Here is a 26999-nt window from a genome sequence, read left to right as displayed (position 1 = left end):
GACCTGCTGTCCGGGGCGTCTACTCGGGATCGTAGGCGAGGTTGGGGCGTAGCCAGCGCTCGACGTCGGAGATCTTCAGGCCCCGCCGCTGGGCGTAGTCCTCGACCTGGTCCCGGCCGATGCGCCCGACGGTGAAGTACCGCGACGACGGATGGGCGAAGATGAGCCCGCTGACGGCGGCGGCGGGGGTCATCGCGAAGGACTCGGTCAGGCCCATCCCCACCCGCCCGGCGTCCAGCAGGTCGAACAGCGCCTGCTTCTCGCTGTGGTCGGGGCTCGCCGGGTAGCCGAAGGCGGGACGAATGCCGCGGAAGCGCTCGGCGTGCAGATCCTCCAGCGACGGCTTGGCGTCCGGCTCGAACCAGGCGCGTCGCGCCTCAAGGTGGACATACTCGGCGAACGCCTCGGCGAGCCGGTCGGCCAGGGCCTTCACCATGATCGCCCGGTAGTCGTCCTGCCGGGCCTCGAAGCCGGCCGCGAGCGTGTCGGCGCCGTGGACGGCCACGGCGAACCCGCCGATGTGGTCCCCGGCCGGGGCCAGGTAGTCGGCGAGGCTGCGGTTCGGCCGCCCCGCGGGCTTGGCCGTCTGCTGGCGCAGCATCGGCAGGCGCAGCCGCCCCGTGCCACCCGGACCCGGCGTGCCACCTTGACCCGGCGAGCTGGCGCTGTTCACCGCGCCGACGTCGATCTGATCGATCAGGATGTCGTCGTCCTCCGCGACGGCGGGCCAGAAGCCGTAGACCCCGCGGGCCTGAAGGCTACCGTCCGCGATGATCTGATCGAGCAGGACGTTCGCCTCGTCGTACAGCTCACGGGCCACCGGCTGGTCCAGGATCGCCGGGAACCTGCCCTTCAGCTCCCAGGCAAGGAAGAAGAACTGCCAGTCGATCATCGAGCGCAGCGCGCCGAGGTCCGGGGTGACGACGCGGACGCCGGTGAAGGCGGGGACGGGCAGGTCGTCGAACGTGACCTGCTCGCGGTTCGCCCGGGCCTGCGCGAGGGGGAGCAGCGGGCGCTGCTGGCGGTTCTCGTGCTGCTCACGCAGGAGCTTCTGCTCCGCCCGGTTACGCACGGCGAGCTCCCCGGCCCGGTCGGCGTCGAGCAGGTCCGAGACCACGCCGACGACGCGGGAGGCGTCCAGCACGTGGACGGTGGTGGCGTCGTAGGCGGGGGCGATGCGGACCGCGGTGTGCTGGCGCGAGGTGGTGGCACCGCCGATCAGCAGGGGCAGCTTCAGCCCGCGGCGCTGCATCTCGGTGGCGACCGTGACCATCTCGTCCAGGGACGGGGTGATCAGGCCGGACAGGCCGATCGCGTCGGCGCCCTCCGCCACCGCCGTGTCGAGGATGACCGTGGCGGGGACCATGACCCCCAGATCGATGACCTCGTAGTTGTTGCAGCCGAGGACCACACCCACGATGTTCTTGCCGATGTCGTGCACGTCGCCCTTGACGGTCGCGAGCACCACCGTGCCGTTGCCACGGTTGGCACGGCCGGTGCCGGTGGTGCCGGCCAGCAGCGCCTGCTGCTTCTCGGCCTCCATGAACGGTTCCAGGTAGGCGACCGAGCGCTTCATCACCCGGGCGCTCTTGACCACCTGCGGCAGGAACATCTTCCCTGACCCGAAGAGGTCGCCGACGATCTTCATGCCGTCCATGAGTGGTCCCTCGATCACGTCGAGGGGGCGGGCCGCCCGCGCCCGGGCCTCCTCCGTGTCGGACTCGATGAAGTCGACGATGCCGTGCACGAGCGCGTGCGCCAAGCGCTCCTCGACCGGCGCCTCGCGCCAGGACAGGTCCACCGTGCGCTTCGTGCCGCTCCCGCTCCCGCTCCCGCTCACGGTCTCGGCGAACGCGACGAGCCGGTCGGTGGCGTCGTCGCGCCGGTCGAAGAGCACGTCCTCGACGAGTTCGAGCAGGTCGGCGGGGATGTCCTGGTAGACGGCGAGCTGGCCGGCGTTGACGATGCCCATGTCGAGCCCGGCGCGCACGGCGTGGAAGAGGAACGCCGAGTGCATCGCCTCGCGGACGATGTCGTTGCCGCGGAAGGAGAACGACAGGTTCGAGATGCCGCCGCTGGTCCGCGCTCCCGGGCAGTGCTGCTTGATCAGCGGCAACGCGTCGAGGAACGCCTTCGCGTAGCCGTTGTGCTCGGCGATGCCGGTGGCGACGGCGAGCACGTTCGGGTCGAACACGATGTCCTCGGCCGGGAAGCCGACCCGCTGGGTAAGCAGGTCGTAGGCGCGGGCGCAGATCGCCACCTTGCGTTCGGCGGTGTCGGCCTGGCCCCGCTCGTCGAAGGCCATCACGACCACGCCGGCGCCGTAGTCGCGGATGCGCCGGGCCTGCTCCAGGAAGGGCTCCTCGCCCTCCTTGAGGCTGATCGAGTTGACGACGCCCTTGCCCTGCACGCAGCGCAGCCCGGCCTCCAGCACACTCCACCGCGAGCTGTCGACCATGATGGGCAGGCGGGCCGCCTCCGGCTCGGTGGCGAGCAGGTTCAGGAACGTGGTCATCGCCCGCTCGCTGTCGAGCAGGTCGGCGTCCATGTTGACGTCGAGCAGGTTGGCCCCGCCGCGCACCTGCTCCAGGGCGACGTCCACGGCGGCCTGGTAGTCGTCGGCCTCGATCAGCCGCCGGAACCGCGCCGAACCGGTGACGTTGGTGCGCTCCCCGATCATGACGAAGCCGGTGTCCTCGCCGATCTCGAACGGCTCCAGCCCGCTGAAGCGGGTGCGCGCCGGCGGTGTCGGAACCGGGCGCGGCGGCGCACCGCCGACGGCGGCGGCGATCCGCGCGATATGCGCCGGCGTCGTCCCGCAGCAGCCGCCGACGATGTTGACCAGGCCCGCGGCGGCGAATTCGCCGATCAACTGGCCGGCTTCGTCCGGGGTCTGGTCGTAGCCGCCGAAGGCGTTCGGCAGGCCGGCGTTGGGATGGCAGGCCGTGAACGTGCCGGCGAGCCGGGCGAGCTCGGCGACGTGCGGGCGCATCTCCTCGGCGCCGAGCGAGCAGTTCACCCCGACGACCAGCGGATGCGCGTGGGCGATGGAGCTCCAGAACGCCTCGACGGTCTGCCCCGACAGCGTCCGCCCGGACAGGTCGACGATCGTTACCGAGATCCACAGCGGCAGCCGCGGGGCGACCTCGCGGGCGGCGGCGATCGCGGCCTTCGCGTTGAGCGTGTCGAAGATCGTCTCGATGAGCAGCAGGTCGACCCCGCCGTCCGCCAACGCCTGGATCTGCTCGGCGTAGGCGGCCCGGACCTCGTCGAAGGTCACCGCCCGGTACGCCGGGTCCTCCACTCGCGGGGACAGCGAGAGCGTGACGTTCAATGGGCCGATCGAACCGGCGACGAACCGCCGCCCCCCGGTCTGCCGGGCGGCCTCGTCCGCGGCCTGGCGGGCCAGCCGCGCGCCCCGCAGATTCATCTCCCGCACCAGCGACTGCAGCCCGTAGTCCGCCTGGCCGATGCTCGTCGCGGTGAACGTGTTCGTCGTGGTGATGTCCGCGCCGGCCGCGAGATACTGCCGGTGCACGTCGAGGATCACGTCCGGACGGGTCAGGTTCAGCAGGTCCGGGTCGCCGGCGAGGTCCTTCGGGTGGTCGCGGAACCGCTCCGTGCGGTAGTCGGCCGGGGTGAGCCCGGCGTTCTGCAGCATCGTGCCCCAAGCCCCGTCGAGCACGACGACCCGCTGGGCCAGCAGCTCCCGGAGCTCCCGGTCGCCGGCCTCGACCGCGTCTGCCCCGACCGTGCTGGCCTCGACCACACCGTCATGGACGGCCACCTCGTCGACCGACCTGGACCCTGCCATCAGACCACCTCCCGGTTATGGGAGGCGCCCTTACTGAACGGTGCGGGCCGAGCGTGGCGGACCTGGGCCCGTTGCAGCGCCTCTCGACCTGTGAGTGACGATACCGTGCCATCGTGATCACTTCACGCCGGCTCGAGCGTTTCGCTGTCGCTGTCGCTTGAGAGTCGTATGCTACCCGGGCGGGACACCGGTCCGCGCCGCGCATGAGCTCATCCGGACCTGGCAGAGACCTGGCAGAGGTGTCGGCATACAGCGCACGGATCTGGGCGTCGCTCGGATGGTGGCCCGTGCCCGGGAAACCGACCATCCAACCGGCGACAAGCACCGCGTGGTCCAGTACGTCGTCATCCGTGATCATCTGGTTGACCAGCCCGAGCTCGGCCGCCTCGGTGGCGCTGACGGCGTGGCCGGACAGCAGGAAGTCCGAGACCCGGGCGGTGCCCATGATCTGGGGAAGATGCCAGGACAGACCGTATTCGACGGCCAGGCTGAGGCGGGAGAAGCCGGAGCCGACGAAGGCGGAGGCCGCGATGAACCGGACCTCCGGGTCGGCGTCCGCGGCACACAGGGCCTGCGCCTAGGCGGTGGCCATCGGCAGGGTGAACGCGCTCATGACCTCGGGCCGGTTCAGGGTGGCGACGGCGACCCCGTCATCGGACCCGGGTCAGAACGGGATCGGCAACGGCGGTCTGGATCGACTCCGTGCTGCTGCGCACCTTTCGCTCGGTTCCCGCGAGGTCGGCGGCGTGCCTGGCATTCCCGGGTGCGCCCCGGCGTGCCGTCGCGCCCGCCGCGTGGACTCCGCGGATCTCATGCCGATGTCGCGTCTCCATAGCGGATCGCGAGTGATCGGGTGCGTGGACTGTTGGGCAAGAATCCTGGGCTCCCGGCCCTTCGAGTGGTCCCGGTGTCGTGTAGCATGACCTCCAGATCCGGACAGGGCCCGTGGCTGGCACCTGGAGGGCGACAACTGAAGATCGATCTAGAGCATGGTCCCGTGGTGAAGCCTGGAGTTCACGCCGCCCTGTCAAGGCGGAGGTCGCGGGTTCGAATCCCGTCGGGACCGCGTTCGTAGGGCTAACAGTGCGCTGTGGCTCATGCGAGAGTCGCACTGCCCGGGGCAGGTAGCTCAGTCGGTACGAGCGTCCGCCTGAAAAGCGGAAGGTCGGCGGTTCGACCCCGCCCCTGCCCACCATCGCTGACGTGCGGTTTCATCATAAAGATGATCTCCTTTGGCTCCGTTGAAGATCGTTATATGGCAGTAGATATGGCAACGGCCGTGGAACCCCACGGCCATTCTCGTTTACTGCCACATGGGACATCATCCCAGCCGGTCACCCAGTTGTAAGGGCTGCGCGCTTCTCGTCCAGGGAGCGTGCGCGTAGATCGTCATGGTGACGTCGAGCGCGGCGCAGTCGGGCGGTACTTGGCGGCTCTCTGGCATCAAGGAACAGCAACACCTAGTGTCTCGTGATCCTGTTTGCTTACCGGCTGCGGTTTCGGTTGTTGTCGACGAGTTTGCGGATGCTGGTCTGGGTGAGGCGGACCTTGGCGAGGATCTCGTCGGCGGTGGCGGTCACCAGCGCACTCGAAGGCTGGCACGGCTCTCTGACCCGTGACGACACGCCGGCTAGCACTCGCGTCCCCACGCTCGCCGGCGTCCAGCTGCGCTGCGCCCACCTCATCCGCTCGCTGCGGGGGGTGCAGACCGCCGCGTTAGGCGCCGAGAAATAGGTCCGCCAGTGGATCGACCTGCTCCGCGAGGCCAACACCCACGTCGCCACCACCCGCGCTATCAGACACACCCACCTCCACCAGGCGACGATTAACGAACTGCGACGCAGTTGCGACCGGGACGTCCACATCGGCGACCGGGCGAACACGTCCAGAAGCTGAACCGAAGGGAGGAATTATCCCGGCCTGGACCTGGACCTGGACCGCCGCGTCGCCGCGAAGGCCGATCAGGTCTGGCTCCTCGCTACAATTTCAAGATCCTCTGGACGAACAACGTCTGACCTAGATCCGCCAGTAGCGCGGGCTTGCATGATCAAGACCGGGTGATCCTCCCTTTTCGGTTCTGTTGATGTTGTTTTCGGTGGCTGGGCACGGTGGCGGCCCGGCTGTCGTGCAGGGTGAGCGCCGAGTCCACGGCCCGGGGGCGTCTTCCGCGTGGGAACGGGCTGGTCAGACGGCCGCGGGCAGGGCGCGCAGCCGGGCGAGGGCGGTGGTCAGGTGCTGGTCGCGGCCAGGTGGCAGGCGCAGGATCAGTTGCCCTGCGTGGCGGACGACCCGACCGGGAACGGTGATCAGTTCGTGGCGGAGCCGGTCGCCGTGGGCTCGTCCCGCGCGCTGGTCGAACCCGGTCAGGGTCTGGAGTAGGCTGGATAGCCAGCCAGCGAGGATCGCCGCCCACATCCAGACGGTGTTGATGATCGGGTCGGCTGAGGGCAGGTGACGCAGGCCGGCGCCGAGTTTATGGTCCTTGATCTGGGTCTCGATGTCGGCGCGGCCGCGAAACCAGTGCTCGAGCGCGACGATGTCCGGCCCGTTGTCGGCGGGGATGTTCGTGACGATGAAGCTGACCGCCCAGGCATGGTCGGCGATCCCGTCGAGCGCGAGGGCGAGCTGGGCTTTCGGGATGGTGCGCCGCCGCCGTGAACGGGGATCAGCGGAGATCTCACTCGCCCGCACCTTCACCCGGCGGATGATCGTGTAGGTGCCGGGCGGCCAGCCCTTCGGAGCGTAGTCACTGGTGGCGACCTGGGCGCCGGTCATGTCCCGCGCGTCCGTCCAGCACGTCTCCTCGACAGCGGCGTAGGCACGCCAGAACGCGGAGTTAGGCGGCGCGGCGATCGCGAAGTCCACTCCCGTGGCCACGGCGGTGCGAGCGAGGTCGCCGGTGAAAAACCCCGAGTCCGCGCGCAGCAGCGGCGGCGCGCAGACCGCGGCGGGCAGGTTGCCCAGCGCCCGGGCCAGCACAACGGCGGCGCGCGGCCGGACGTCCTGATCCCCAGCCAGCAGGTCCGTGGCCAGGACCAGCCCGGTCCGCGCCCACGACGCCAGCAGCGGCCGGCCGGCCTTCTTCCCCTCGTAGGTATAGGCCACGCCACGTTTCCCGCGGCCGAAGACCTCGACGTCGGAGGAGTCCAGGATCGTCGGCCGGGCCCGTGACCAGCTCGGTCTGACGCTGGGCGGGCAGCCGCGCCAGCCACCGCGACGCGAGCACCCCGATCGTCGCCCACGCGGCCGGCCCGAACCTGCCCGCCAACCGGGCCGCCGTCCGTGACGGCGCGAACGGCACCCGGGCGAGCAGCCCACCCGCCTCGTCCAGACGCAGCCGGTCCAACCCGGACAGGCTCGCCTGCCCTGCCACCTGCGCCGTCGCCAGCCCGACCAGCAACTCCCCGGCCGCCAGCCCCCGGGCCCGCTGCTTGACCGGCCCGACCCGCTCGTCGAGCGCCTCAACGACCCCCAGCTGATCCACCAGCTCACTCGCCGCCGCTGGACGGTTGGGTGATCGCGCTAGGGTAACCGTCGGCGAGGCGTTCGCTGGGTGGCGACAAATTTGGCGGGATACGGTCGGGCGGGCCGCTCTGATGCAACTCGGGGGAATGAACTTTCTACTTACCGCGCTTCCCCTGGTGGTTATTCTCGACGCGCGACTGGCGGGTGCTAAAGGTGCCGTGATCGGTGCTCTTCTCTCGGTCGGAGGAATAGGCGGGATTGCCGGGGCTCTTCTCCTGTCGTGGTTGCGTGATAGATGGAACGATTGGATGATTATAATGGTCGCTTGCTGGATCTGGCCGGTGGCATTGGTTCCGATCTCGCTGAACTACTCTCCCTGGTTGATCGCACTCATGCTCCTGCTCGTCTCCGTCACGGTGGCACCCGTGCAGAGCATTATCTTCGGCTATCAGACTGCGAACACCCCGGACGGGTTGCAAGGCCGCGTGCACTCCGCAACTAACCTCGTTGCAAACGGACTGACACCGCTCGCACCGCTGGCCGTCGGATACCTGGCAACAGCCTGGGGTTTGTCGCCCCTCGGCATGGTTCTTGTCCTTGTGGCGGCACTTGTTGCGATTCACGCGAGTCTTTCGCGCCCTCTGCGAGAACTTAGATTCGCCACCGATGTGTAGCAATGGCTCGCTGTCGCTGCTAGAATAGAGGTCCATATTGCGCTACCGGTGATCTCAAGTGTACCGAGGTCGGAAGAGGTTTTGGGTGATGGAGTTGCTACGGTCTGGGATGGCTGTAGATCTGGGAAATCCGGTTAACGGTAGAAATTTTTCTCCGAGGAACTAGTGGGAGTAACTGATAATGAATGACGTTCCGGTAATTATTGTGACCGGTCCATCTGGAAGTGGAAAGACAACCACTTGCTGGGAAATCCGCGAGATTCTTCGTAACAAGGACATCCCGCACGCTCTAGTGGACCTCGACAATATTCGGTGGTGTCACGTACCCGGATCCAGGGACCGGTACAACAGGATGCTTGTGCTGAAGAACCTTTCTGCGCTGTGGCGGAATTTCCAGGAGGCGGGAGCAACTCATCTCGTGCTCAGCGGCGTCGTTGAGAACCACGCAGAGGTTGTGGAACTCGAAGGAGCTGTTCCCGGTGCCCGGGTACAGGTATTTCGGCTACATCTTGACGATAACGAGCTCGAGCGACGCATCCGCCAGCGTGAGCAGGGGCTCGGGCTTGATCGCAATCTAGCGCGGGCTCGGGAGCTTTCGGAGATCATGGACAGGAACAGCGTCGGTTCCCACGTTGTGAACGCAGGCCGTGAACTTACGGAGATCGCTGACGATATTGTCAGTTTGAGCGGCTGGCTTCGGTGACCTGCTGAAGACGGGTGATGCGTGTGTTTGGTCAGGAAAGCAGGCCTTGGACTACGCGCTCGACGGCCAGCGTCCATCCATATGTCGGTCAGTAGCGATCTGTGTTATTTTGGTAAGAGGAGTGGCCGGTGTGGGGTCGACGGTGCTGTCAATCAGCCCGTGGCCATGCATTTCCTATCAGAGCGGGCCGACCCAGTCGGCTTATTTAGTACTGAGGCGAAAATAACTCAGGGTGAGGCGTTCAGGTGACCTGGTGGCCGAGCTGTTGGATCTGATAGACGAGCTTGCTGGTGTGATGTTCGTGGTCCTGGCGGCGCTGGTGGAAGTCGGGCCGAGGTCGCGGAAGGTGGTCTGGTCGTGGAGGGGGTGCCAGGCGGTCACGAGCACGGCGTGGGAGACCGCGCGGAGAGCGCGTTTGCTGCCCCGCGGCGGGTAGCGATCCGTCGATAGTGCGCCGACGGGTTGAGGTCTTCGACTGGGACACGGAAGAGGTGGCTTCCCGAGTGCTCCGTGTAGCCACGTGTCGCCGTGGCGGGTGCGGCCGGAGTAGTGCTCGCCGGTCGAGTCGTTGTTTCCCGGACACAGCCCCGCCCACGAGGCCAGATGTCCGGCGGTGGGGAACCGGGTCATCTCCATTGGCCATCTCCCGCCATAGATTAGGCGGGACCTCAGGGGAGACCGGCCAGGCGAAGAAGAAACTGAGTCACATGCTCGCAGCAAAAGGAACGTGCAACTGGATGTGGCACTCATCGTCCGACTGCAACCCGGGATTAACGATGTCGACCAGACACCCCGGCACATTTTCACCCTTTACCGGATGGCCTCACCTCGGGGCCATGACGGACTGCAATGGTACTCGTGGGTGTCCTCGTTCCACCGCCGAAGCCGACCGAGCTGGAATAGGCTCTGATCATTGGCTCGACGTTCAAGTCCAAGTTCGCAGTCCGTCGCGCGGGATGTTCGTCACCATCGATGCCCATTGATCAAGCGTCCCAGTTATCGCTGAGGTAGCCGACGCCATCGCAGAGCCCGGCCGACGTCGGCGGGAGCAATGGTTGATGAGGCTATCCCAAGCCAATTTTATGATCTTGAAGCAGCGGCCGTCGTGTTCCACGGCCGCTGCTTCCTGCTGGTACAAGGATCATCCCAGCCGGTCGCCCAGTTTGGTAAGCGCTGCGCGCTTCTCGTCCAGGGAGACGTGCGCGTAGATCGTCATGGCGACGTCGATCGCGGAGTGCCCGGCGATGTCCCGGACGATGTGCGGGGGCACTCCCGCGTCGAGGAGCAGCGTCACGCAGGTGTGGCGCAGATCGTGCAGCCGCACGCCGTCGAGACCGACCCGGGCCGCAAGAGGCTTCCAGCTTCGGTGCAGGTTGTCCGGGGCGACCGGGGTACCGATGTGGGTCGTGAACACGAAGCCGCTGTCCACCCAGTCGCGGCCGGCGAGGGCACGCTCGTCGTTCTGGCGACGCCGGTGGCCCTGCAACGCGGTTGCGACAATGCCGATCAGGGGAAGGGTGCGTTCGGAGCTGCGCGTCTTGGGCTCCACGACCCGCAGCTCGCCGTCGATCCGCTGCAAGGAGTGGCGCACGATGAGTGTCTGCGCGTCGAAGTCGACGTCCTCCCAACGCAGACCGAGTAGCTCGCCCCTGCGGAGCCCGTAGTAGAGCGCCAGGACGTAGAGGGCGTGGAGCGGCTCGTCGGTAGCGGCCTTGAGCAGGTGCTTGGACTGGTCGACGCTCAGGCCTCGATGGATGGTGTACGAAGGTCCGGACATCTTGACGAGCTTGGCGACGTTCCGGCTGACCAGCTTCTCCCGGACCGCGGCGCCGAGAGCGTTGCGCAGGACGCTGTGGACCTGCTGGAGCAGACGCTTCGACGGGACGCGATGGCAGCATCGGCCGACGGCACAGCACCGCTGCTGTTTGGCCGGGCGGCGGGTGTCGTATCCATGCTGGCAGCACAGGCAGGTGTTCTCCACGCGCTTGAGGAACAGCCGGACGTCGGCCCCGGTGAGCTTGTTCAGCCGCTTCGTCCCGAGGTGCGGCACGAGGTAGGTGCGCACGATGACCTCGTAGCCCTGGAGGGTGCGGGGCCGGCACGCGGGTCCGGCGATCTCCGCCAGCCAGTAGGTGAGGAATCGCGCCATGGTCCACCCGGTAGCGTCCGCGGGGATGCCCTGGTCGGAACGGGCCTGCGCCGCGGTCAGCTTCGCGCGGACGTCATCCTGGGTCTTGCCGTACAGCCGACGACGCTGGCGCGTCCCGTCGGGCATCAGGACGTAGGCCGCGCCGACCCACAGGCCGTTCTTTCCCTGGTAGATGGATCCTTGTCCGTTGGCCCGGCGGGTCCTGAGGAGTGAATTGCTGGACCGCGGAGGGGCTGGTTCCGGGCATGCGGGAAGGCGCTGGGAGCCGGGCTTCCAACGCTGGTCTTATCGGTATTCGGTGCGCGTGCTGCGGGTGTTCCTTTCTGTCTGGGGTAGCGGCTATGCCGCTGGTGTGATGGTGACGGTGTAGCCGAGTTTCTCCAGTTCGCCGACGAGGTTCTTCCGGCGGCGTTCAGGGTCCCGGCGTCGGCGGGCATGCCAGTCTCCGCCGAGGTCCTGGTAGACGGTCTTGTTCGCGATGATGTGCCAGTAGGCGATGAGAATGTCGTGGCGGGTCGCGCCGATCGCTTTCAGGACACCGCGGCGGCCACGGACCTGGGCGTGGTGGGACGCCAGGTAGGTGTCCTTGCTCCGGGCGGCGGCGTGCGCGGCCTCGGTCAACGCGGTACGTAACCACTTGTTACCGTGTCGGGTCCGCCCGGACAGGCGTTTCCCTCCCGAGGTGTTGTTCCCCGGACAGATACCCGCCCAGGACGCGAGATGGCCGGCGGTGGGGAACCGGCTCATGTCCAGGCCGACCTCGGCGAGCAGCACGGTCGCGGTGACCTCACCGACCCCGGTGATCGTGCGGATCCGGTCGACCGTCTCCCGAAAAGGGGCGATCATCACCTCGATCCGGTGGTCGAGCTCGTCGATCTGCTCGTCACACAGGTCGATCCGGGCCAGGAGCTGCGCGGCGAGGAACCCGTGATGCCCGGAGCGGAACGTTCCCGCGAGTGCCTCCTGCAACTGTGGGATCTTGCTGCGGAGTCGGCCACGGGCCTGATCAGCGAGATATTCCAGGGACTGCTCTCCCTCGATCATCTTCTCCAGGATCGCACGGCCCGAGACCCCGAGTAGCTTGGAGGCGACGCTGGTGAGTTTCACGCCGGCGTCCTGCATCAGTTTCTCCAGCCGCTGGATCTCCCGGGTCTTCTCCTCGACCACGATCCGCCGGGCCCGGGTCAGGTCACGCAGGTCCCGCTGGGGTTTCGGCGGCACGAACGAGGCGCGTACCAGGCCGTGCGCGACGAGGTCCGAGATCCACGCCGCGTCCGCGACGTCTGTTTTTCGGCCTGGTACGTTGCGGACGTGGGTGGCGTTGAGGAGCCAGCACTCGAACCGGTCTTCCAGCAGGTGGAACACCGGCTTCCAGTAGACGCCTGTCGATTCCATCCCGACGATCGTCACCCGGCACTCGGTGAGCCAGTCCGCGAGTAGTCCGAGCGAGCCCCCGGTCGTGGTGAACGTCCGGACCTCGGTGACGGCTTTACCCGAACCGGTTTGGATGCGCACCGCCGCGGCGACCGTGTCCCGGTGCACGTCAAGGCCCGCGCACCGTGGGAATAACACCTGCATCTGCCAGCCCTCCATGGTCAGCAACCTGTAGGTGCTGTCCGGAGAGGCCCTGACCACAGGAAACTGAGGAACGCGCTCGTAGCAGCAGGAAAGAGTACCCCAGGACCTCCACCGCCATACTCTTGGACGGGCTCTGAGCACCAGAGAACGCCGACGTCGATCCGGACAGCATCGGAGATGCTGCACGGGACTCGGCGATACCGGGCCGAAACGGCCCACCGGCCAACATCAGGACCACAGGCGTCCCGCGGCCGGACTCAAATTCTCATACGAAAGGGTGGCGGCCACGCCGCCCTGGCTGCTCTTGGCGGTGGATTTGACCGACAGGCGGAAATGTTCGACGTCGGCGTTCGGCTGCGATATTTCGCAGGACTCTCCACGCAAATTCCTTTCCTCGACTATCTCGACGTTTTCGTCGAGGACTGTGTCGCCTCCTATGAGGCGCGGTGCCCAGAGCATCTGATGCCTCTTGTCGTACGCCAGCGGAAGGTCGTGCAGACCCTCATCGAGGGCTGGCAGACGTCCCGGGACCGAGTCCGGCTGCTGCGGGCCGCGGGGCGGCTGTCGGGGCTGGCCGGCTATATGGCGGTGAACCTCGGGGACTTCCCACTCGCGCGCGCCTACTGCGTGGAGGCGTTCACCCTTGCGGTGGCCGTCGAGGACAGCGATCTGGCGGCCTGGGTACGGGGCACCGAAAGCCTGTGCGCCTACTACGCCGGTGACTACCGGCTGGCGTTGGAACGGGCCCGAGAGGGGCAGATCCACGCCGCGGGCGGGCCGCAGGCGATCCGGCTGGCGATCAACGGCGAAGCCCGCGCCCTGGGCCAGCTCGGTGACCGCGACGGTGTGCGGGAAGCCGTCGGCCGCGCGTTCGACCTCGCCGAGGACGCCGAGCTACCCGAGGGCATGTCGCCGTGCATCTCCTTCGGCGCCTACAGCCTCGCGCGGATCGCGGCGAACGCCGCGACCGCCCACGTCGGCACCGGCGACACCGCCCTCGTCCAGAGCTACGCCCAGACCGCCAGCAGCATGCCGGGCGCCGACCGTTCCCGGTGGAGCGATGTCCTGATCACCCTCGATGTCGCCACCGCGCTGACGGCCGGCGCCGACCCCGACCCGGAACACAGCGCCGCGCTCGGCGTCGAGGCCCTCACCCGCGCCGGTGCCGCCCCGATCGAGTCGATCCGCCAACGCGGCCAGGAACTGGCCCGCCGCACCGCGCCCTGGCGGACCCTGCCCGCCGTCGCTGAACTCGCCGAGGTGACCCAGACGCTGCCCCGCGGCGCGTCACGGTGAGCGAGCACGATCCGGTCCACGACGACTGGGAACGCTTCCGAGTCCTACCCTCCATGACCGACCACTGGGATCGGCCCGGCTGGACCCCGGGCCGGAGCAGCTTCCACTGGTTCCTGACCTTCGACAGCGCCGCGCTACGCGACCTCGCCGCGACCTGCCAGCAGCAGCTGCACGACCTCGCCTGTCTCGACCCGGTACCCGCCGACGGGCTGCACCTCACCGTGCGCCGGCTCGCGTTCACCGACGAGATCGACCCCGCCACCCTCGCCGCGGTCACCCGCCGGGTCGCCGAACAGTGCGGTCACCAGCCGGCGTTCCGGCTGCGGGTCGGACCGCTGGCAGGATCGAACGGCGCGGTCCGCTTCACCGTCACCCCCTGGGAACCCTTGATCAGACTGCGGGACTCCCTGGACGACGTGTCCACCGCCTGCGGCCTGCCCGCCGTGAAACGGCGTTTCCGTCCGCACATCGGCATCGCCTACTGCAACCGCGACACGCCCGCGGAACCGATCATCCACCGGGTCGCGGGGCTGCGTGACCTGCCCCCCGCCGAGGTCTCCGTAGCCGATCTACGGTTGGTGCGGCTGTACCGCGAAGGCCGGACCTACCAGTGGGACACCGCGACCGTTGCCCCTCTGAGCGCCTGACACGTCTCGTCTGGTCGCCCGGGTCGGACGACGCGGCGGGGCTGCAACGAGGGTGCAGGCCGGTGGTTAGGGCCGGGTGAGGGCCAGCTGAGCGAGGCCGACCAGGACAGCAAAGATCTCGGCCAGATCTGCCGGCACCCGCTGGCTCGCATCCCCCGCAAGGAAGACCCGGACAATTCTGATCGCGGGCGGGGCTCGACGGTTCTCCCCAGCCCGGCGACGAGGTCTGCCCAGATCGGAGGAACTCCTCAAACCCGCGCAGGATGTCCACCCGGACTTGATTGGCTCTTGACGCTGCGTAGGAGGCGAGGTCCGCAGCAGGTGTACCCGCCGGTGTCTGCTGATTGAGGCTGCGCTGGAGCACACGGGTAGCGTGCGCGGCGCTGTCCAGGGCGTCCACGGCTTCGACGTGAACCTCATCCAGGAGGCCATGCAGCTCTGGGTCGTGGGCGAACGCGTCGAGGCGCAGCGTGCGGTAGGTGAGGAGGATCGCGCCCGGACAATCCGCGGGGCGTCGAGCATGAGCGTCCAGACGTTCAGGTGGCGGCGAGGTCGGATTCGCGGCGAGGAAGGCCACGGCGGTCGGGGCCAGGTCATCGACGGGCATGGTCGCGTCGATGACCTGGCCCCGACTCCCTTGTCCACCACTCGGCGCGCTTCCGTCGATGTCGTCGCTGGCAGGCCGAGTGACTCGACGGACGCGTGGACGGCCGGTATGAACGCCGAAATGGCGATTCCGCTAGTGAATGCCCTGGATGTTGAGGGTCGGCTGGTACTCCTCGATCAGCCGTCCTTCGGTGCGGTCCATCTGACGGCCGTCCCGACATCGGATCACCGTGACCCGCTGGACGCGGTAGCGCCTCGTCGAGTCGCTCATGTGCTGGCCGAGCCGGGCCAGGATGTTGGTCGACTTCCCCACGTAGAGCGGTCTGTCGGGGTCGGTCCCCCAAAGCAGGTAGACGAAGCAGCCGTGCGGGTTGAACTCCCTGTCCACGGCGGTGACGACCAGGTTCGCGAGCGCGTTGCGCACCCGTGACTCGACGACTCGAAGCACTCGCGTGTGGGCGCGCTCGGTGCGTTCTCGTCGTTCGGTCTCGACGGTGATGCGCAGCGCGGCCTCCTCCGCCAGCGCCTTGACAGCCACCAGCTCAGGTGCGATCGCGTCGAGTACGGCATCTGGGTCGGACACCAGTCCGTGCGCAGCAGCTCGCCGGATCGCGATCTTTATGCAGGTATGCGCGTCGCGAAGATCTCCGATCACGTCGTCCGACGATTGGCGTACAGGCGCAGCCAAGCCCTGATGCGTACAGGACATACCTGCCGTATCGGTCATTGCGCGACGTTAGTCCGGCGCACCGACAGATCCGCCCATCGCCACAGGAGTCGTCGGCATCTGCACCTGGCGGAGGAGATGGCCGCAGACCGTACGCTGGGCAGATGACCTTGAAAGCGCGTCTACGGGGCCGGGAGACCGACCTCGCCCTGCTCTCGCGGGTGCTGCCCACGGGTGACACTCAGGTCTCCTGCGACGAGGAGGGCTATTACCTCACCTCGACAGCGGTGGACCACCGGCCCGAGGACACGGACTTCTACGAGGCAGCGGCCGAGGTGCTCGCCTGGGTCAACGGCATCGGTTGGCTGAACGGCACCGACTTCCACGCCGTCGAGCTGACCGGGATGTACGACGACGGTGATCGACGTCACGCCGTCCTCACGCCTGAGACAATTAGGTGTACTACCCAATTCGGGAAGGTCGTTGTAGGAGGAGACGCGGTGGCCTCCGAGCCGCCACCGCCGCCAGGCCCGCCGCAGGCGGCTGCCGCGGCCCGCGGTCCGGCGCTCGCGGAGGCCCTGGCGATGCTCGGCCGGGCCACGCACCTTGGGTGGGTCGAGCTCTACAAGGTGTGGGAGATCGTGCAGGACGGCCGCGACCCGATTGCCCTCGGCTGGGTAACGAAAGCCGAGAAGCAGGCGTTCAAGCAGGCCGCGAACCATCCCGGTATCAGCGGACAGGCCGCACGGCACGCCAGGATGCCCGGCACCCCGAGCAAGACATCGGCCATGAGCCTCACCGAAGGACGAGCCCTCATACGACGAGTGATCCTCGCCTGGATCGCGGCGGAATCGATCTGACGCCGGCGGACTACGACTGGAGATGCCGGGGAGCAACGACAGCGGCGACGGCCATCGCCGCGTGGTCGCTGAGGCCCTCGTGGCGGGGGGCATGGAGGTAGTCGCACCGGGTCAGGTCGAGTCGGTCGTGGGTGAGGAAGGTGTGGTCGAAGCGGTAGCCGTTGCCGCCGCGGCCGTACCAGCTGTGGCCCGGGGTGGTGGGTTGCAGGGTGCGGTAGGCGTCGATGAGGCCGGTGTCGGTGAAGGAGCGGTAGAAGTCGTATTCCCAGCGGCCGAAGACTGGATAGTGCGGGACGTGGCCGGGTTCGACGACGTTGAGGTCGCCGGTGACCACGACGGGCCCGTCGAAGCCGGCAAGGACGTCGGGCAGGGCCCGGGTGACCGCGTGTTGGAAGGCGCGCTTGTTCTCGTTGCGGCGTGCGGCCGGTCCGCGGGACGGGACGTAGAGGCCGACCAGACGTAGGCGCTGTCCATCGATCCGCAGGTCCACGACGGGTGCGCGGTGGGCAAGAACGTCGATGCCCGTGGCCACAGGTTCGAGGGGCGCGTTGCGGGAGGCGATGACCGTGCTGTAGTCGGGCGCGCCCGGCCGTGGGGCGTGGATGTGGGCGTAGCCGTGCTGCGCGAGTGCGTCGAGCAGGGTGTGGCCGCCGGGTCCGTGGCCGACCTCGGTGAGCACGACGACGTCCGCGTCGGTCTGCTGTCCGAGCCAGGCGGCTTGGCGGCGGGCCCGGTCGGGTGCGGCGTGCTGGGCGTTGAAGGTGACCAGCCGCAGCTCGGTCGTGGCCGCGGGAGCGACCGGTGCGGGCGGGTTTGGGAACAGGGCCTGCTGGGGGTTCATGCGGGTGGCGCCGTTTCGTCGAGGAAGACCTCGCCAGCGGCGTCGAGGTCCTGCTGGAGCTGGCCGAGGGTGGCCCGGACGAAGGTGAGGTCGTCGGCGGACAGGGGTGTGTCGAGGGCGGTGAGGTTCTCGCGGATCTGGTCGGGGGTGGTGAAGCCGACGAGCACGGCCGCGTTGTCGGCGCGCTGAAGGCTGTAGGCCAGCACCACCCGGGCCAGGTCCTGAGTCGACGGGCCGAACCGGTCGCGCAGGGGCGCGAGCCCACGGTCGACGACCGCGAGTGCGTCAGGGGTGTACCAGCGTTTGCGTCGCCGGTGATCCCCGTCGCCGAAACGGGGTGGACGGCGCGGGTCGTATTTGCCGGTGAGCAGGCCCTGGCCGAGCGGCTTGTTGATCAGAATGCTGGTGTGATTTTCGGCGGCGAGGGTGAAGATGTCCTGTTCGCCGGCAGGTGCGGGCGGGGTCAGCGGGTTGTGGCGGACAGCGAGGAAGTCAGGACGGACGCGGTCGAACAGGGCCCGGAACCGGGCGTGTTTGTCCGGCCGGGCGGATCGTGGCTGGGTGAGCCGGTGAGGGGCGTAGCGGTGCGGGCCGCGCATGCCGACGCAGCGGACCAGGCCCTGGCGTTGAAAGTCACCCATCTGGGCGATCGCGTCGTCGAGGTAGCGGTCGTCGGGGCCGAACTCGCTGGTGTGGAAGAAGTAGATGTCGAGCCGGTCGGTGCGCAGGTTCTCCAGGCTGGTCTCCAGCTGGCGGCGCATCGCGGAGGGCTGGTAGGCGTGGGCGGCGGTCCCGGCGAAGTAACCGACCTTGGACGACAGCACGAGACTGTCCCGGTCGACCTGGGAGACGAGGTGGCCGAGGAGGCGTTCGGAGTGGCCGTGGCCGTAGACGTCGGCGGTGTCGAACAGGTTCGCGCCCAGGGTGTAGGCGAGTTCCAGTCCTGCGAGGGAGGCGCGGTCGTCGGCGGTGGACCAGCCCATCGGCAGGCCCAGGTTGTGGTCCGGTCCGCCGATGGCCCAGCAGCCGACGCCGACGGGGTGGACCGTCAGCCCGCCGGCGAGCGTCCGGGCGGTCAGAAGATTCGGTGCCGTCATCTCGTTCCCCTCGTTGTCCGCCGGCGATCTCTGGGATCGACCTGTGTGTGAACGCTGCTGGCTGTGACGTTAGGGTCACCGGCATGACGACTCCGGACCCTGCCACCCTGCTGGACCTGGATGCGATCAGGGCGAAGGGGTGGGCCGACCGTAGCGACTTCCCCGACGCCGAGTTCGACCGGGCCGCGGCGTTCTACGCGGCGATGCGCGCCCACGACGAGCGACTGCACGCGGTGCGCGCGCAGGCGTCGGACCTCATCGAGCGCTGGACCGGGCACCGGCCGCGGGACGTCGGCTCGTTCGGCACCCGGTTGAACCTGGAGACCTCGGATCTGGACCTGGGCATCGGCTACCCGGTGGAACGCCGTGCCGAGCTGATGGCCACGCTCGACGGGAACGCTCGTTTCCTCGGTGAGCGCTACACCAGCTTCTCCACCACCCGGCTGGTATTCACCTTCGCCGTGGACGACGTGGAGATCGACCTGAGCGCGCTCACGGTGGACGACTTCGCGGTCGCCTGCCGGATGCTCGACCAGATCGACACCGCGATGAGCCACGACGAGCGGGTCTGCCACACCTGGGTCAAGCACCTGCTGCGCGCGACCGGCCGGCTGGAGGACTACGCGGCGTGGAAGCTGGTGACCTACGCCCGGTTCTGCCCGGAGTTCAACTGGGTGCCGATCCCGGAGAAGACCGGCGGTTGACCGGCCGCGGGTCGGCGGGTCAGCTGGCACAGGAGTCCGCCGCGTTGATCAGCGTCCAGCCGCTGGCCGCCGACCACCGTCGGTACTCGACGGTGAGTAGCTCCGCGTGCTCACGGTCGAGAGCGGGCAGCAGGTCGTGCACGGTAGTCGCGAGCTCGCCCCGGAGCAGGGTGAGGCGCTTCTCAACCTGCTGCCAGATCCGGGCGTCCAGGGTCGCCTCGGCAGCCGGATCGTGGCAGAGCGGCTGGGCGTCGACTTCAATGATCAGGTCGCCGAGTACCGTGTAGCTGGCGTCCTTGAGGACGCTGCGGGCCTCGCGTACCTGGCGGCGTGGGTCGCCGTCGAGGACCTTCTCCAGCGACTTGAAGGTGTAGTCGAGGGCGAAGTGCCGGTCGACCCAGCGCTGAGCCCAGCCGGCAACGGCCCCGATTCGCCAGTCGGCGTAGCGGGCCTCCACCCGGCCCATGCTCGGCGTCACCGCACCGGCGAGGCCGGCGTGCTGGACTTGGCGGGTGTAGGCGGCACCGATCAGGCATTCCATGCCGACCAGCAGGTAGGAGATCCCCTGGTAGAACGGCCTGCCCACGCTGGCCGTCGCGACAAAGCTGCTGTCCCTCACGCCGCGCGCGACCTCGGCGGCGGGAAGGTCCGGTCGTGGGGCCAGGAGCAGGTCGGTGCGGCCCTGGAACGCGTGGGTGGCTTTCAGCTCGTCGAGGGTCATCAGCGGGTCGAAGGTGATGTAGGTGAACCGGGTCGGCACGCCGAGCGTGGACAGGGTCCGGACCGCCAGCACGTTCTGCTCGCCGGTTGTCCCCTTCGCGAACCGGTCCAGGACGCTGTCCACCCCGGACTCGACACCGAACAGCATCCGCCGCAACCCCCAGGCGACCAGCATCCGCCACATCTCGGCGCGCTCGACATGCCAACCGAGGTCCCGGCCCGGGTCGACGACCTGGTCGACGCGGCAGCTGGACTCCCAGCCGAAGCCCGCCCCGCGCAGCAGACCGGCCAGCCGCAGCGCCCGGCCCGGGGCATCAGGGCCGCGGCCGAGGAACTCCTCGTCGACCAGGTACAACGTCCGCGACACCTGCGGGTAGCGGTCGAAGACCGCCGCCAGCTCGCCCAGCAGCCACGGCAGCTGGCCCGTACCGGCCCCCGCCCAGCTGCCCTTGTGGTCACGCGGGCAGAACGAGCAGTAGCTGGTGCAGCCCCGGCTGGTCTCCAGCTGCGCGACACCGTGGTGATCGAACGTCGCCGGCCGCAGATCGAGCTCGGGAACGACATCCGCTGTCACATCCCGGGTGACGGGCTTCGCGGTCCTCCGCCGCCCGACCGTCAGCCCACCCCCACGCGGTGCTCCGATGAATCCCAGACCGGGAACCTCGTCGAGGGTGCGGTCGCCGTGCCAGTGCGCCAGCAGCGCGCTGATCGTGGCCTCCCCGCCCGCTCGGGCGACCAGCAGCGCCGGGAACCGGTCGAGCAGGACCCGTTCGACCCGTGCGGCAAGGCTGCCGCCGACGACGATCAGCGGCAGATCATTCTGGGCGTAGATCGATTCCAGTAGCTGGATGAGCAGGTCGTACTGGCCGAAGGTCGCCGACACCCCGAGAACGTCTGGCCGGTCCGCCTCGACACGGGCTACCAGCCCGTCAAGGGTGAGTCCGAGCTGCATGTCGGCCAGGGTCACCGTGCCTAGCAGTGTCTCGCGGGCCGCGCGCGCCACTGTGCTGATCCCCAGCGGGAACCGCGGCAGCGGGAACGTCTCCGGGTGATACAGCGCCGCCAGCAGCACGCCGGGCCGCGACAATCGATCCACCCCCGGCTCGTGCACGTCGGCCAACGACAGCCAGGACGCCGGCTCGTCGAGCACCACCGTGTCCCGGGCCCACGCCGGCCAGGCCCGTGAATCGTGCGGTTGACCCGACAGGTCCGCCACCACCCACCGGCCCTCACCGCACTCGACGAAGACCAGACGGCGATCGAGCGTGCCCGCGACCCGAACCCGTCTCACCCCGGCGCACTGCTGCTCCACCCACCTGCGAAGCGCCAGTGGATCGAGCAGCAGCTCGCTGTGATCGGGTGGGCCGGCAGCCGGATTGGCGCCGGCGAGGCGTACAGCGGTGATCAGACGGGCGAGGGGCTCAGGGGGATGCTCCACGGCGATGCCTTCCGGACGGACGGTGCTCCACCGCCGTACGGATGGCCCCGGATTGGACCGGCTTCGGCGGTGTGCGTGTAGCACCTGTCACTTTCCGCGACATCACACCCGATGGTCATTCCCTGGAACGCGAACAAATAGTTCCCCACCACACGGGGCCGCTACCTGCATAGATAGGGCCTACAGCCCCCAGAACTTCGGCCGCAGTGTCGACTTCATGTCGAACCCGGCCGGACGTTCTTGATCGTCGTCGCGAACGCATGGGCAGCCGACGAAGCAGGCTGGCGCCCGGTTCACAGATCTGCCCTCTGCCTGGCCATGCATAAGGCGTCCATGCCGCGCGACATGGCTTGCTAGGCGTCGGTAGATGTCCATCCCGAGGCGGCGAAGTTCTGTCGCTTCCGGTACAGCTCGACACCTATCCGCGTGTAGGGGTAGGTGTTGTCGGGCAAGGCGTCGAGCGGGAACCAGCCGAGGCGGGCGCATTTGTGCGGCTCGGCGTTGACCGGCTCGCCCTCCCACGACTGCGCGTGGAAGAACAGCCCGAGCCGGCCCTCGCCGTGCTCGTTGCGGAAGTGCACGGTCGAGGCGAGCGACAGCGCCCTACGGTCCAGGTGAAGGCCGATCTCCTCGCGAGCCTCGCGGCAGAGCGCGGCGGCGACGTCCTCGCCATCTTCCAGCTTGCCCGACGGGCAATTCCACCAATTGTCCGCAAAACCGGTACCGGACCGCAAAGCCAGCAGAACCGCGCCGTCTCGGATGAGCAGGAGCATGACGTCGATGACACTGGCATACGCCATGGAGGGCAGTCTCCCAGACACGTTGGTCAGCGGGCTGTCGGGTCGAGGCCGAGGGCGGTGAGCTGCTCGGCGATCCAGCCGACCCGCTGGCCGGTGGACATGTTCGGCGGGATGTCGTAAATGTTCTGCCCGACGGTGGCGCAGATGCTGCGCACAACCCGGTCGGCGGCGGGTTGGATGTCGAGAACTTTGGAACGGTAGGGGTCGCCGATCTGGTGCTGGTCGAAGCGGTCGCAGCAGTAGTACACGGCGTCGTAGACATGCGCCCAAGCCCGGCAGAACGTCTCCATCGCGTGCAGCACGGGGGCGTGGGGCCCGTCGGGGCCGCCGGGCAGGACGAGCCAAGCGTAGGCGAGGACGTTCGCGACAGTCTTGTCACAGATGATCATCCTGTGCTGTCGGGCGGTACGCAGCTGGTTGGTCAGCTGAGCGGCGAACAGATCGACTTCGGTCTCCAGGTCGAACTCGCCGCGGCCATGCACGACGATCTCCTCGATGAACGGGCTGTTGCGCGCAGGTTCGGGGACGCAGGCGACATGCACGCCGCGTTCCCGGTAGTACGCGGCGAGGGCGTGGGTGAGTGTCGTCTTCCCGGAGGCGTGGGTGCCCTCGACGGCGATGACGAGGCAGTTTCGCAGCATCAGCGGGCTCCTTCCGCGGTCAGTGTGTGGTCGTCGTGGCAGGGCGGCGTGGCGGGGTGGGATGAGGGCTGTGCTGGTGGGGTCGTCATGGGCGCTACCGCCGTCTGGTCCCAGGCGGCGGCCTCGACGATCGTGTCGAGATGGAGCCGGTCCCATTGGTAGTGGCCGGCGCTGCGCGCCGCGAGGAGCGCGATCCCCAGCGCTCGGAGAATGACCTGCCGAAGGGTCTGCGGCGCGGTGGCGGAGGTCATGGGTGCCGCCGAGGCAGGGCCGGCGGCTGGGTCCGAGTCGGTGGGCAGACCGTGAAGGTGGACGGCGGCACACACCTTGTGCAGCGCGGGCGGTGTAGGGCCGTATGCCGTGTCGCAGAGGCGAGCGAGACCGGGCTGCGCGTTCTGAGCCGGCCAGGCGGCGGCGAGGGCGGTGATTCCCCGTGTGGGTGCGTCGGCGGTGGCGAGTGTCGCCAGAGTGTCGGCGAGCCGGTGGCCGGCGAGGATCGCCGCCCGGCGTCGCCCCTGCACCAGCAGGGCATCGAGCCTGGCCGCAACGCTCGGGGTCTCCGCCGGTTGCTCGGCCGCGAGGGCGTGGAAGCCGAACCGCAGCGTCGTGTCGGTCACCGTCAGGGTGCGTCCCCGCGGCAGCCGCAGGTAGACCGCTGCGATGGCGTCCGGCGCCGCAGCGCGGGTCGAGACGGTGAATGCGGCCAACAACGGAGTGCGTTCGACGAAAGGCCGCCGTGCGGCGCCGAACGGCGTGTCGGCCCAGCCCAGGTTCGTCCCCTCACGCATGGCTGATGCGCAGCGACGGATGGTCGGCCGGCGGTTGCTCGGCGCGGGTGAGAGTGCGGATCGAGCACCCCAGGTATTTGGCGTAATGATTGCGTCGAAAGCGGTACCGTGCCCAGATCGCGGTGATCGACTCGAACCGCAGGTTGCCCAGCGGTTCGAGGAGGTCGGGGGCGTCGTAGACCGGCCAGGCACTCGCCAACCCACGCGGGCTGACCACGATCATGTGGCCTTCGGTGTCCGGGGTCCAAGCTGTCAGCCGCAGTGCCGGCCGCCAGTCGTGCACCGTCCGCAACTCGGCCAGCCGGTCGAACGTCGCCGCGGCCTCCTCCACGGAGATGAACTCGTTGTCCGCGAGGTCGAGCGCGTTGCCTTTCTTCAACGGCATGATCAGCTTGAGTTTCCCGGCGTCCAGCAGATCAGCGATCTGGTAGGTGAACGGCAACACTGGCACCGTCGAGCGGTAGACCACCGCCGACAGCGACAGCGGCAGACCCGCGTCTTGGAACGCCCGTACCCCGGCCATCACCGCGTCGTAGTCTCCCCGGACCCGGTTCGTCGTCGCCCGAGGCCCTTCCAACCCGACGTTGACGAACGCGATCTTGCCGGACAGGCGTGCCGCGTGCTGAAGGCCACGGGTCGCGTTGGTCGGCACGCCGATCACCGTTCCTGTGAACATGTCGACGATGTCGACGAAGTCCCGGCGCAGCAGCGGCTCACCGCCGGACAAGAACACCCGGGGCACCCCAGCCAGGTTGTCCCGCACCTGCTCCAAGACAGCCAGCGTCGGGTCGGGCTCCTGCAACGTCTCGGAGCAGAACGAGCAGTCGAAATTGCACCGCTTCGTGACCTGAAGGATCACCGACAGTGGACCGGTCGCCGCTGAGGCGACCTCCTCCAGGTCTGATGACGGAGCGAGGTTGAAGTGGTGGCCCGCGGTGAAGACCACAGGTTCATCAGTACGGGAACGCCCCTCGTCGCAGGCGGACCGCCTCGCGGGATCGGCGGCAGCCACAGATGGGGAAGACGTGATCATCAGGTCCTTCTCGACGTAGGCACGTACGGCGGTGGGCCAGCTGACCGCCGTCTTTGTGACGGCGAGCTGCCGTGCCGACGCTGAACGCCTCCAGCGTCCCAAGCGACCCACACGGTGGTCATTCCCTGCGGAGCGAACATCTGATTCGGGGGGCGCGTGGTCGCTGACCTGTGCGAAAGCGATCCGGCGAGTCCTTTTGTTCGTCGCGGACGCGGCGATTCGTTCGTGTCCTCGTGGGAGCTCGTAGTGCTGCCTGTCGCGGGGCCGGGTGCTGGCCTGTGCAGGGTCGACGTCACACGGAAGACGTGTTCGTCGCCGGTCGCGGCTTCGTCCGGCTCACCGAGGTCTGCCAGGACCCCTGCCATCAGCGCCTGGAAGTAGCCATAGTCTCGAAGGGAAAATTCTGCGGGCCACAGCTCCCATTGGAAGATCGACAAGGCCCGGTCGGGCTGCCCAGAGGCCGCGTAGCACAGCGCGGTCTGGAGCATCAGCAAGACCGGGCTGTAGTGCGGCGACATGTCCTGCTCGTCATGCTCGCGCACGCTGGCCGCGAGCAGGTCGCGCGCCTCGTTCAGCTTCCGTTCGACGGCCGCGAGATCCCGTGTCGTCAGGGCGTGACCGCGGGCTTCCTGCTGCGCGGCTTCCGAAATGCCAGCCGGGGTATTCGCCGTGCTGCTTGTCCGAGCAAGGCCAGGATTACCGTTGTCGCTGTCGTGCTGCCCCGGTGGGCCAGATGACCTGGACGGCGCGTTCGTTCGCCTGGGCGCGAGCGACGACGGCGGCTGTGCCGCCCTGGTCGGCGGCGGCCTGGCCGTCCCAGACCGCGATGAGTAGATCGACGGTGTCGAGGAGCGCCTCGTTCGCCGCCTCGTACGCGGCCCGATCGGAGACCTCGTGCGGCAGGACCCGCACGGTGGCGGCCCGGCGGACGAGGTCGTCGAACAGCGGGGCGTGGTCGGGTTTGACCTTCCTTGCGCGGTAGTCGGCGGCAGGGATGATCACTTCGAGTGTGCCGCCGAGTTCCAGGACGACGTCGGCGAAGATGCTGTCGGCGCCGGCCGCGATGCAGCTGACGCCGGTCAGGTCTGGCGCGTACGGCAGGAGAGCCGCGGTGAGAGCCGCCCGGACGAGGGGGACGGTCGCGGGGGTGAGGTTCATGTGGCCGGTGACGCCGATGCGGGTCAAGTCCTGACCTTCCTCACGTTTCATATCCGGGCCGCCGTGTCTTCGGCGCGAAGCATGGGTTTGATCCTCCCGCACAGCTCGGCGATGGGGCGGGCGGATGTTCTGGTTTCGGCGTGCCGATAGAACTGGCCGAGTTTGACCTGGACGCGGCTGGACCGGGTCTGCTCGACCGTTGTCACGGCGGCGTGACCCAGCCGTGCCGCCTCGTCGAATTCGCCCTGTACCAGTCGGATCTCGGCGTGCCCAAGCTGATCAAGAGCGGTACTGCGGACACTGCCGACGCCCCGAGCCCGGACGGCCTGGCTCAACCAGGTGGCTGCCTCCTCGGCATACTCGGGCGCCTGGTGCGCGATGTCGAGGAGACGACCCCCGGTGACGCCGGCCAGTTCCGCCTGGTCGAAGTAAGAGATCCAGTGCGGTTCAACGGCCGGGTCGACGTCGCGGAAGGCGTCCTGCGCCCGGCCTGTCGCGCGCCGGAAGGCGGAGAGCCGACCTTGCTGGGCGTAGGCCCATGCCTCGCGCGTGAACAGCATCGCACGCACCGCCGGGGTCGCCCGAGCGCCTGCGACGTCCTGCGCGAGTCGGACGAGCTCAAGTCCTTCGGTCGTCCGGTCGAGATAGAACTGCTGCCGCGCCATGCCGGCGAGGATGTTCGCGCAGAACACGGGATCGTCAGCCGCCTTGGCTGCTCGAAGAGCGAGCAGGTAGTAGCGCTGCGCTATCCCTCCCTGGCCCGAGTCCCAGGACATCGTCGCGGCGGTCTCAGCAAGATCGGCCATCACACCGTGCAGCCGCCGGGTCAGATCCTGTGGATGGGAGAAGTTGCGAAGCTCATCCGCGATCTCAGCGAGCTGACCCACAACCGCTTTCCGGCGAAGGCCACCGCCGAACTGGTTGTCCCAGGCTCGGAAGGTTCGCGCGGCCAGCTCGATCTGCTCGATCTCCTCATCGCCGACGCCTGCGGTGCGACGCTGCCCGGCGGGCGGCTCGATGGCATGTAGCCAGCGCTCCGCCCCCTCAAGCAGAGCAGCGCCGACGATCACGTCCGCCATCGCGCGAGCCGCCTCGCGGCGATCAAGGGAGAGATCATCTCTGGCGATCTTATTCACCGCCTCTGTCGTCGATACCGTTTCCCATCCCATGAAATCTGTCGTTGCCTCGGGAAGGCGGCCGATGGGACTCGTGCACAGTTCCACCAGCGATCGAGTTTCCCGGGCGGTGGGCTCCGCCATGGCGCCGGCATCGGTTCTGTCGCTCTGGCGCCTCGTCTGTCCCGACAGTTCCACCGGCTGC

23 protein-coding genes, 2 tRNA genes, 1 pseudogene and 1 riboswitch are annotated in these 26999 nt (G+C 68.2%); of the genes and pseudogenes, 9 read left to right on the top strand and 17 right to left on the bottom strand.

All coding sequences use genetic code 11. The features are described 5' to 3' along the window. Positions 1–19: 19 nt before the first annotated feature. Both metH and BMG523DRAFT_RS27205 read right to left on the bottom strand, forming a co-directional pair. A complete protein-coding gene (metH, locus tag BMG523DRAFT_RS03640) occupies positions 20–3814 on the bottom strand; it encodes a methionine synthase (RefSeq protein ID WP_043590389.1) in 3795 nt (1264 codons plus the stop codon). Positions 3815–3829: 15 nt separating this feature from the next. Next, positions 3830–3905, bottom strand: a riboswitch (S-adenosyl-L-homocysteine riboswitch). Positions 3906–4136: 231 nt separating this feature from the next. After that, a pseudogene (locus BMG523DRAFT_RS27205) lies at positions 4137–4346 on the bottom strand (enoyl-CoA hydratase-related protein); the annotation flags it as partial. A gap of 459 nt (positions 4347–4805) precedes the next feature. Between BMG523DRAFT_RS27205 and BMG523DRAFT_RS03625 the strand changes: the two are divergent. From BMG523DRAFT_RS03625 to BMG523DRAFT_RS25165, 3 genes are all read left to right on the top strand, one after another. Further along, positions 4806–4880, top strand: a tRNA-Asp gene (locus BMG523DRAFT_RS03625). A gap of 52 nt (positions 4881–4932) precedes the next feature. Then, positions 4933–5009 (top strand) — tRNA-Phe (locus BMG523DRAFT_RS03620). Between the two features lie 374 nt (positions 5010–5383). Continuing rightward, on the top strand, positions 5384–5548 hold the full coding sequence (locus BMG523DRAFT_RS25165; RefSeq protein ID WP_160323705.1) for a hypothetical protein: 165 nt from the start codon (positions 5384–5386) through the stop codon (positions 5546–5548). 450 nt (positions 5549–5998) lie between these two features. Here the strand turns inward: BMG523DRAFT_RS25165 and BMG523DRAFT_RS03615 are convergent, their stop codons facing one another. Then, positions 5999–7132, bottom strand: a complete 1134-nt coding sequence (locus tag BMG523DRAFT_RS03615) for a transposase (protein ID WP_083494735.1) — start codon at positions 7130–7132, stop codon at positions 5999–6001. A gap of 191 nt (positions 7133–7323) precedes the next feature. Between BMG523DRAFT_RS03615 and BMG523DRAFT_RS22610 the strand changes: the two genes are divergently transcribed. Together BMG523DRAFT_RS22610 and BMG523DRAFT_RS22605 are read left to right on the top strand one after the other, a co-directional pair. Then, positions 7324–7953, top strand: coding sequence for an MFS transporter (locus tag BMG523DRAFT_RS22610; RefSeq protein WP_083494734.1), 630 nt, complete (start codon positions 7324–7326; stop codon positions 7951–7953). A gap of 181 nt (positions 7954–8134) precedes the next feature. Further along, the gene (locus BMG523DRAFT_RS22605) at positions 8135–8656 is read left to right on the top strand and encodes an AAA family ATPase (protein WP_083494733.1); all 522 of its coding nucleotides are present in this window, start codon (positions 8135–8137) and stop codon (positions 8654–8656) included. A 201-nt stretch (positions 8657–8857) separates the two neighbouring features. Here BMG523DRAFT_RS22605 and BMG523DRAFT_RS27200 read toward each other — a convergent pair whose 3' ends face one another. The 4 genes from BMG523DRAFT_RS27200 to BMG523DRAFT_RS24175 form a co-directional block, all read right to left on the bottom strand. Then, a complete protein-coding gene (locus tag BMG523DRAFT_RS27200) occupies positions 8858–9286 on the bottom strand; it encodes a transposase (protein ID WP_368671085.1) in 429 nt (142 codons plus the stop codon). A gap of 511 nt (positions 9287–9797) precedes the next feature. Continuing rightward, positions 9798–10931, bottom strand: coding sequence for a site-specific integrase (locus BMG523DRAFT_RS03605; RefSeq protein ID WP_083494731.1), 1134 nt, complete (start codon positions 10929–10931; stop codon positions 9798–9800). A 213-nt stretch (positions 10932–11144) separates the two neighbouring features. Continuing rightward, positions 11145–12383, bottom strand: coding sequence for an IS110 family transposase (locus tag BMG523DRAFT_RS03600; RefSeq protein WP_011437815.1), 1239 nt, complete (start codon positions 12381–12383; stop codon positions 11145–11147). 228 nt (positions 12384–12611) lie between these two features. Next, complete coding sequence (locus BMG523DRAFT_RS24175) at positions 12612–12842, bottom strand: hypothetical protein (protein WP_152987826.1); 231 nt, start codon at positions 12840–12842, stop codon at positions 12612–12614. A 3-nt stretch (positions 12843–12845) separates the two neighbouring features. Here BMG523DRAFT_RS24175 and BMG523DRAFT_RS03595 point away from each other — a divergent pair, with 3 nt between their 5' ends. Then, positions 12846–13679, top strand: a complete 834-nt coding sequence (locus tag BMG523DRAFT_RS03595) for a hypothetical protein (protein WP_152987825.1) — start codon at positions 12846–12848, stop codon at positions 13677–13679. Continuing rightward, on the top strand, positions 13676–14326 hold the full coding sequence (locus BMG523DRAFT_RS03590) for a 2'-5' RNA ligase family protein (RefSeq protein ID WP_023841427.1): 651 nt from the start codon (positions 13676–13678) through the stop codon (positions 14324–14326). Before BMG523DRAFT_RS03595 ends, BMG523DRAFT_RS03590 begins: the two co-directional genes overlap by 4 nt. 739 nt (positions 14327–15065) lie before the next feature. On the opposite strand, the gene BMG523DRAFT_RS03585 is transcribed toward BMG523DRAFT_RS03590, so the two are convergent. After that, positions 15066–15587: a GIY-YIG nuclease family protein gene (locus tag BMG523DRAFT_RS03585; RefSeq protein ID WP_070982392.1), complete on the bottom strand. Its 522-nt coding sequence runs from the start codon at positions 15585–15587 to the stop codon at positions 15066–15068. Between the two features lie 176 nt (positions 15588–15763). Here BMG523DRAFT_RS03585 and BMG523DRAFT_RS03580 point away from each other — a divergent pair, with 176 nt between their 5' ends. Continuing rightward, positions 15764–16459 carry a hypothetical protein gene (locus BMG523DRAFT_RS03580; RefSeq protein ID WP_023841424.1) on the top strand — a complete coding sequence of 232 codons (696 nt, stop codon included), beginning with the start codon at positions 15764–15766 and terminating at the stop codon, positions 16457–16459. Positions 16460–16469: 10 nt separating this feature from the next. On the opposite strand, the gene BMG523DRAFT_RS03575 is transcribed toward BMG523DRAFT_RS03580, so the two are convergent. Beyond that, a complete protein-coding gene (locus tag BMG523DRAFT_RS03575) occupies positions 16470–17300 on the bottom strand; it encodes an endonuclease/exonuclease/phosphatase family protein (RefSeq protein WP_023841423.1) in 831 nt (276 codons plus the stop codon). Continuing rightward, positions 17297–18397 carry an aldo/keto reductase gene (locus BMG523DRAFT_RS03570; protein ID WP_043590384.1) on the bottom strand — a complete coding sequence of 367 codons (1101 nt, stop codon included), beginning with the start codon at positions 18395–18397 and terminating at the stop codon, positions 17297–17299. Before BMG523DRAFT_RS03570 ends, BMG523DRAFT_RS03575 begins: the two co-directional genes overlap by 4 nt. Before the next feature lie 83 nt (positions 18398–18480). Between BMG523DRAFT_RS03570 and BMG523DRAFT_RS03565 the strand changes: the two genes are divergently transcribed. Continuing rightward, a complete protein-coding gene (locus BMG523DRAFT_RS03565) occupies positions 18481–19101 on the top strand; it encodes a hypothetical protein (protein ID WP_043590383.1) in 621 nt (206 codons plus the stop codon). Positions 19102–19120: 19 nt separating this feature from the next. On the opposite strand, the gene BMG523DRAFT_RS03560 is transcribed toward BMG523DRAFT_RS03565, so the two are convergent. The 7 genes from BMG523DRAFT_RS03560 to BMG523DRAFT_RS25585 form a co-directional block, all read right to left on the bottom strand. Continuing rightward, entirely contained in the window at positions 19121–21259 is a 2139-nt protein-coding gene (locus BMG523DRAFT_RS03560; protein ID WP_083494730.1) for a radical SAM protein, read from the bottom strand. A gap of 353 nt (positions 21260–21612) precedes the next feature. Then, positions 21613–22059, bottom strand: a complete 447-nt coding sequence (locus BMG523DRAFT_RS03555; RefSeq protein WP_043590382.1) for an NUDIX domain-containing protein — start codon at positions 22057–22059, stop codon at positions 21613–21615. Between the two features lie 26 nt (positions 22060–22085). Then, on the bottom strand, positions 22086–22700 hold the full coding sequence (locus tag BMG523DRAFT_RS03550) for an AAA family ATPase (protein ID WP_043590380.1): 615 nt from the start codon (positions 22698–22700) through the stop codon (positions 22086–22088). After that, positions 22700–23488 (bottom strand): hypothetical protein, encoded by a 789-nt coding sequence (locus tag BMG523DRAFT_RS03545; RefSeq protein WP_043590379.1) that lies wholly within the window; start codon positions 23486–23488, stop codon positions 22700–22702. The genes BMG523DRAFT_RS03550 and BMG523DRAFT_RS03545 overlap by 1 nt, the downstream gene beginning before the upstream one ends. Next, positions 23481–24434: a radical SAM protein gene (locus BMG523DRAFT_RS03540; protein WP_235462839.1), complete on the bottom strand. Its 954-nt coding sequence runs from the start codon at positions 24432–24434 to the stop codon at positions 23481–23483. The genes BMG523DRAFT_RS03545 and BMG523DRAFT_RS03540 overlap by 8 nt, the downstream gene beginning before the upstream one ends. A 783-nt stretch (positions 24435–25217) precedes the next feature. Further along, the gene (locus BMG523DRAFT_RS03535; protein WP_083494729.1) at positions 25218–25730 is read right to left on the bottom strand and encodes a hypothetical protein; all 513 of its coding nucleotides are present in this window, start codon (positions 25728–25730) and stop codon (positions 25218–25220) included. Then, complete coding sequence (locus BMG523DRAFT_RS25585; protein ID WP_162492181.1) at positions 25727–26815, bottom strand: hypothetical protein; 1089 nt, start codon at positions 26813–26815, stop codon at positions 25727–25729. The genes BMG523DRAFT_RS03535 and BMG523DRAFT_RS25585 overlap by 4 nt, the downstream gene beginning before the upstream one ends. Positions 26816–26999 lie beyond the last annotated feature (184 nt).

Origin of the sequence: Frankia sp. BMG5.23, assembly GCF_000685765.2 — a bacterium.
GTDB lineage: Bacteria > Actinomycetota > Actinomycetes > Frankiales > Frankiaceae > Frankia > Frankia casuarinae.
This window is presented reverse-complemented; position numbering and strand designations above follow the sequence as displayed.

Bases quoted from the DNA above. Each gene is read 5' to 3' on its own strand.
- metH (WP_043590389.1), bottom strand. From the start codon at position 3,814: ATGGCAGGGTCCAGGTCGGTCGACGAGGTGGCCGTCCATGACGGTGTG.
- BMG523DRAFT_RS03550 (WP_043590380.1), bottom strand. From the start codon at position 22,700: ATGCTGCGAAACTGCCTCGTCATCGCCGTCGAGGGCACCCACGCCTCC.
- BMG523DRAFT_RS03580 (WP_023841424.1), top strand. From the start codon at position 15,764: ATGACCTTGAAAGCGCGTCTACGGGGCCGGGAGACCGACCTCGCCCTG.
- BMG523DRAFT_RS03605 (WP_083494731.1), bottom strand. From the start codon at position 10,931: ATGCCCGACGGGACGCGCCAGCGTCGTCGGCTGTACGGCAAGACCCAG.
- BMG523DRAFT_RS24175 (WP_152987826.1), bottom strand. From the start codon at position 12,842: ATGCTCTGGGCACCGCGCCTCATAGGAGGCGACACAGTCCTCGACGAA.
- BMG523DRAFT_RS03565 (WP_043590383.1), top strand. From the start codon at position 18,481: ATGACGACTCCGGACCCTGCCACCCTGCTGGACCTGGATGCGATCAGG.
- BMG523DRAFT_RS03555 (WP_043590382.1), bottom strand. From the start codon at position 22,059: ATGGCGTATGCCAGTGTCATCGACGTCATGCTCCTGCTCATCCGAGAC.
- BMG523DRAFT_RS03575 (WP_023841423.1), bottom strand. From the start codon at position 17,300: ATGAACCCCCAGCAGGCCCTGTTCCCAAACCCGCCCGCACCGGTCGCT.
- BMG523DRAFT_RS03535 (WP_083494729.1), bottom strand. From the start codon at position 25,730: ATGAAACGTGAGGAAGGTCAGGACTTGACCCGCATCGGCGTCACCGGC.
- BMG523DRAFT_RS03600 (WP_011437815.1), bottom strand. From the start codon at position 12,383: ATGCAGGTGTTATTCCCACGGTGCGCGGGCCTTGACGTGCACCGGGAC.
- BMG523DRAFT_RS22605 (WP_083494733.1), top strand. From the start codon at position 8,135: ATGAATGACGTTCCGGTAATTATTGTGACCGGTCCATCTGGAAGTGGA.
- BMG523DRAFT_RS03570 (WP_043590384.1), bottom strand. From the start codon at position 18,397: ATGACGGCACCGAATCTTCTGACCGCCCGGACGCTCGCCGGCGGGCTG.
- BMG523DRAFT_RS03595 (WP_152987825.1), top strand. From the start codon at position 12,846: ATGCCTCTTGTCGTACGCCAGCGGAAGGTCGTGCAGACCCTCATCGAG.
- BMG523DRAFT_RS03545 (WP_043590379.1), bottom strand. From the start codon at position 23,488: ATGCGTGAGGGGACGAACCTGGGCTGGGCCGACACGCCGTTCGGCGCC.
- BMG523DRAFT_RS27200 (WP_368671085.1), bottom strand. From the start codon at position 9,286: ATGACCCGGTTCCCCACCGCCGGACATCTGGCCTCGTGGGCGGGGCTG.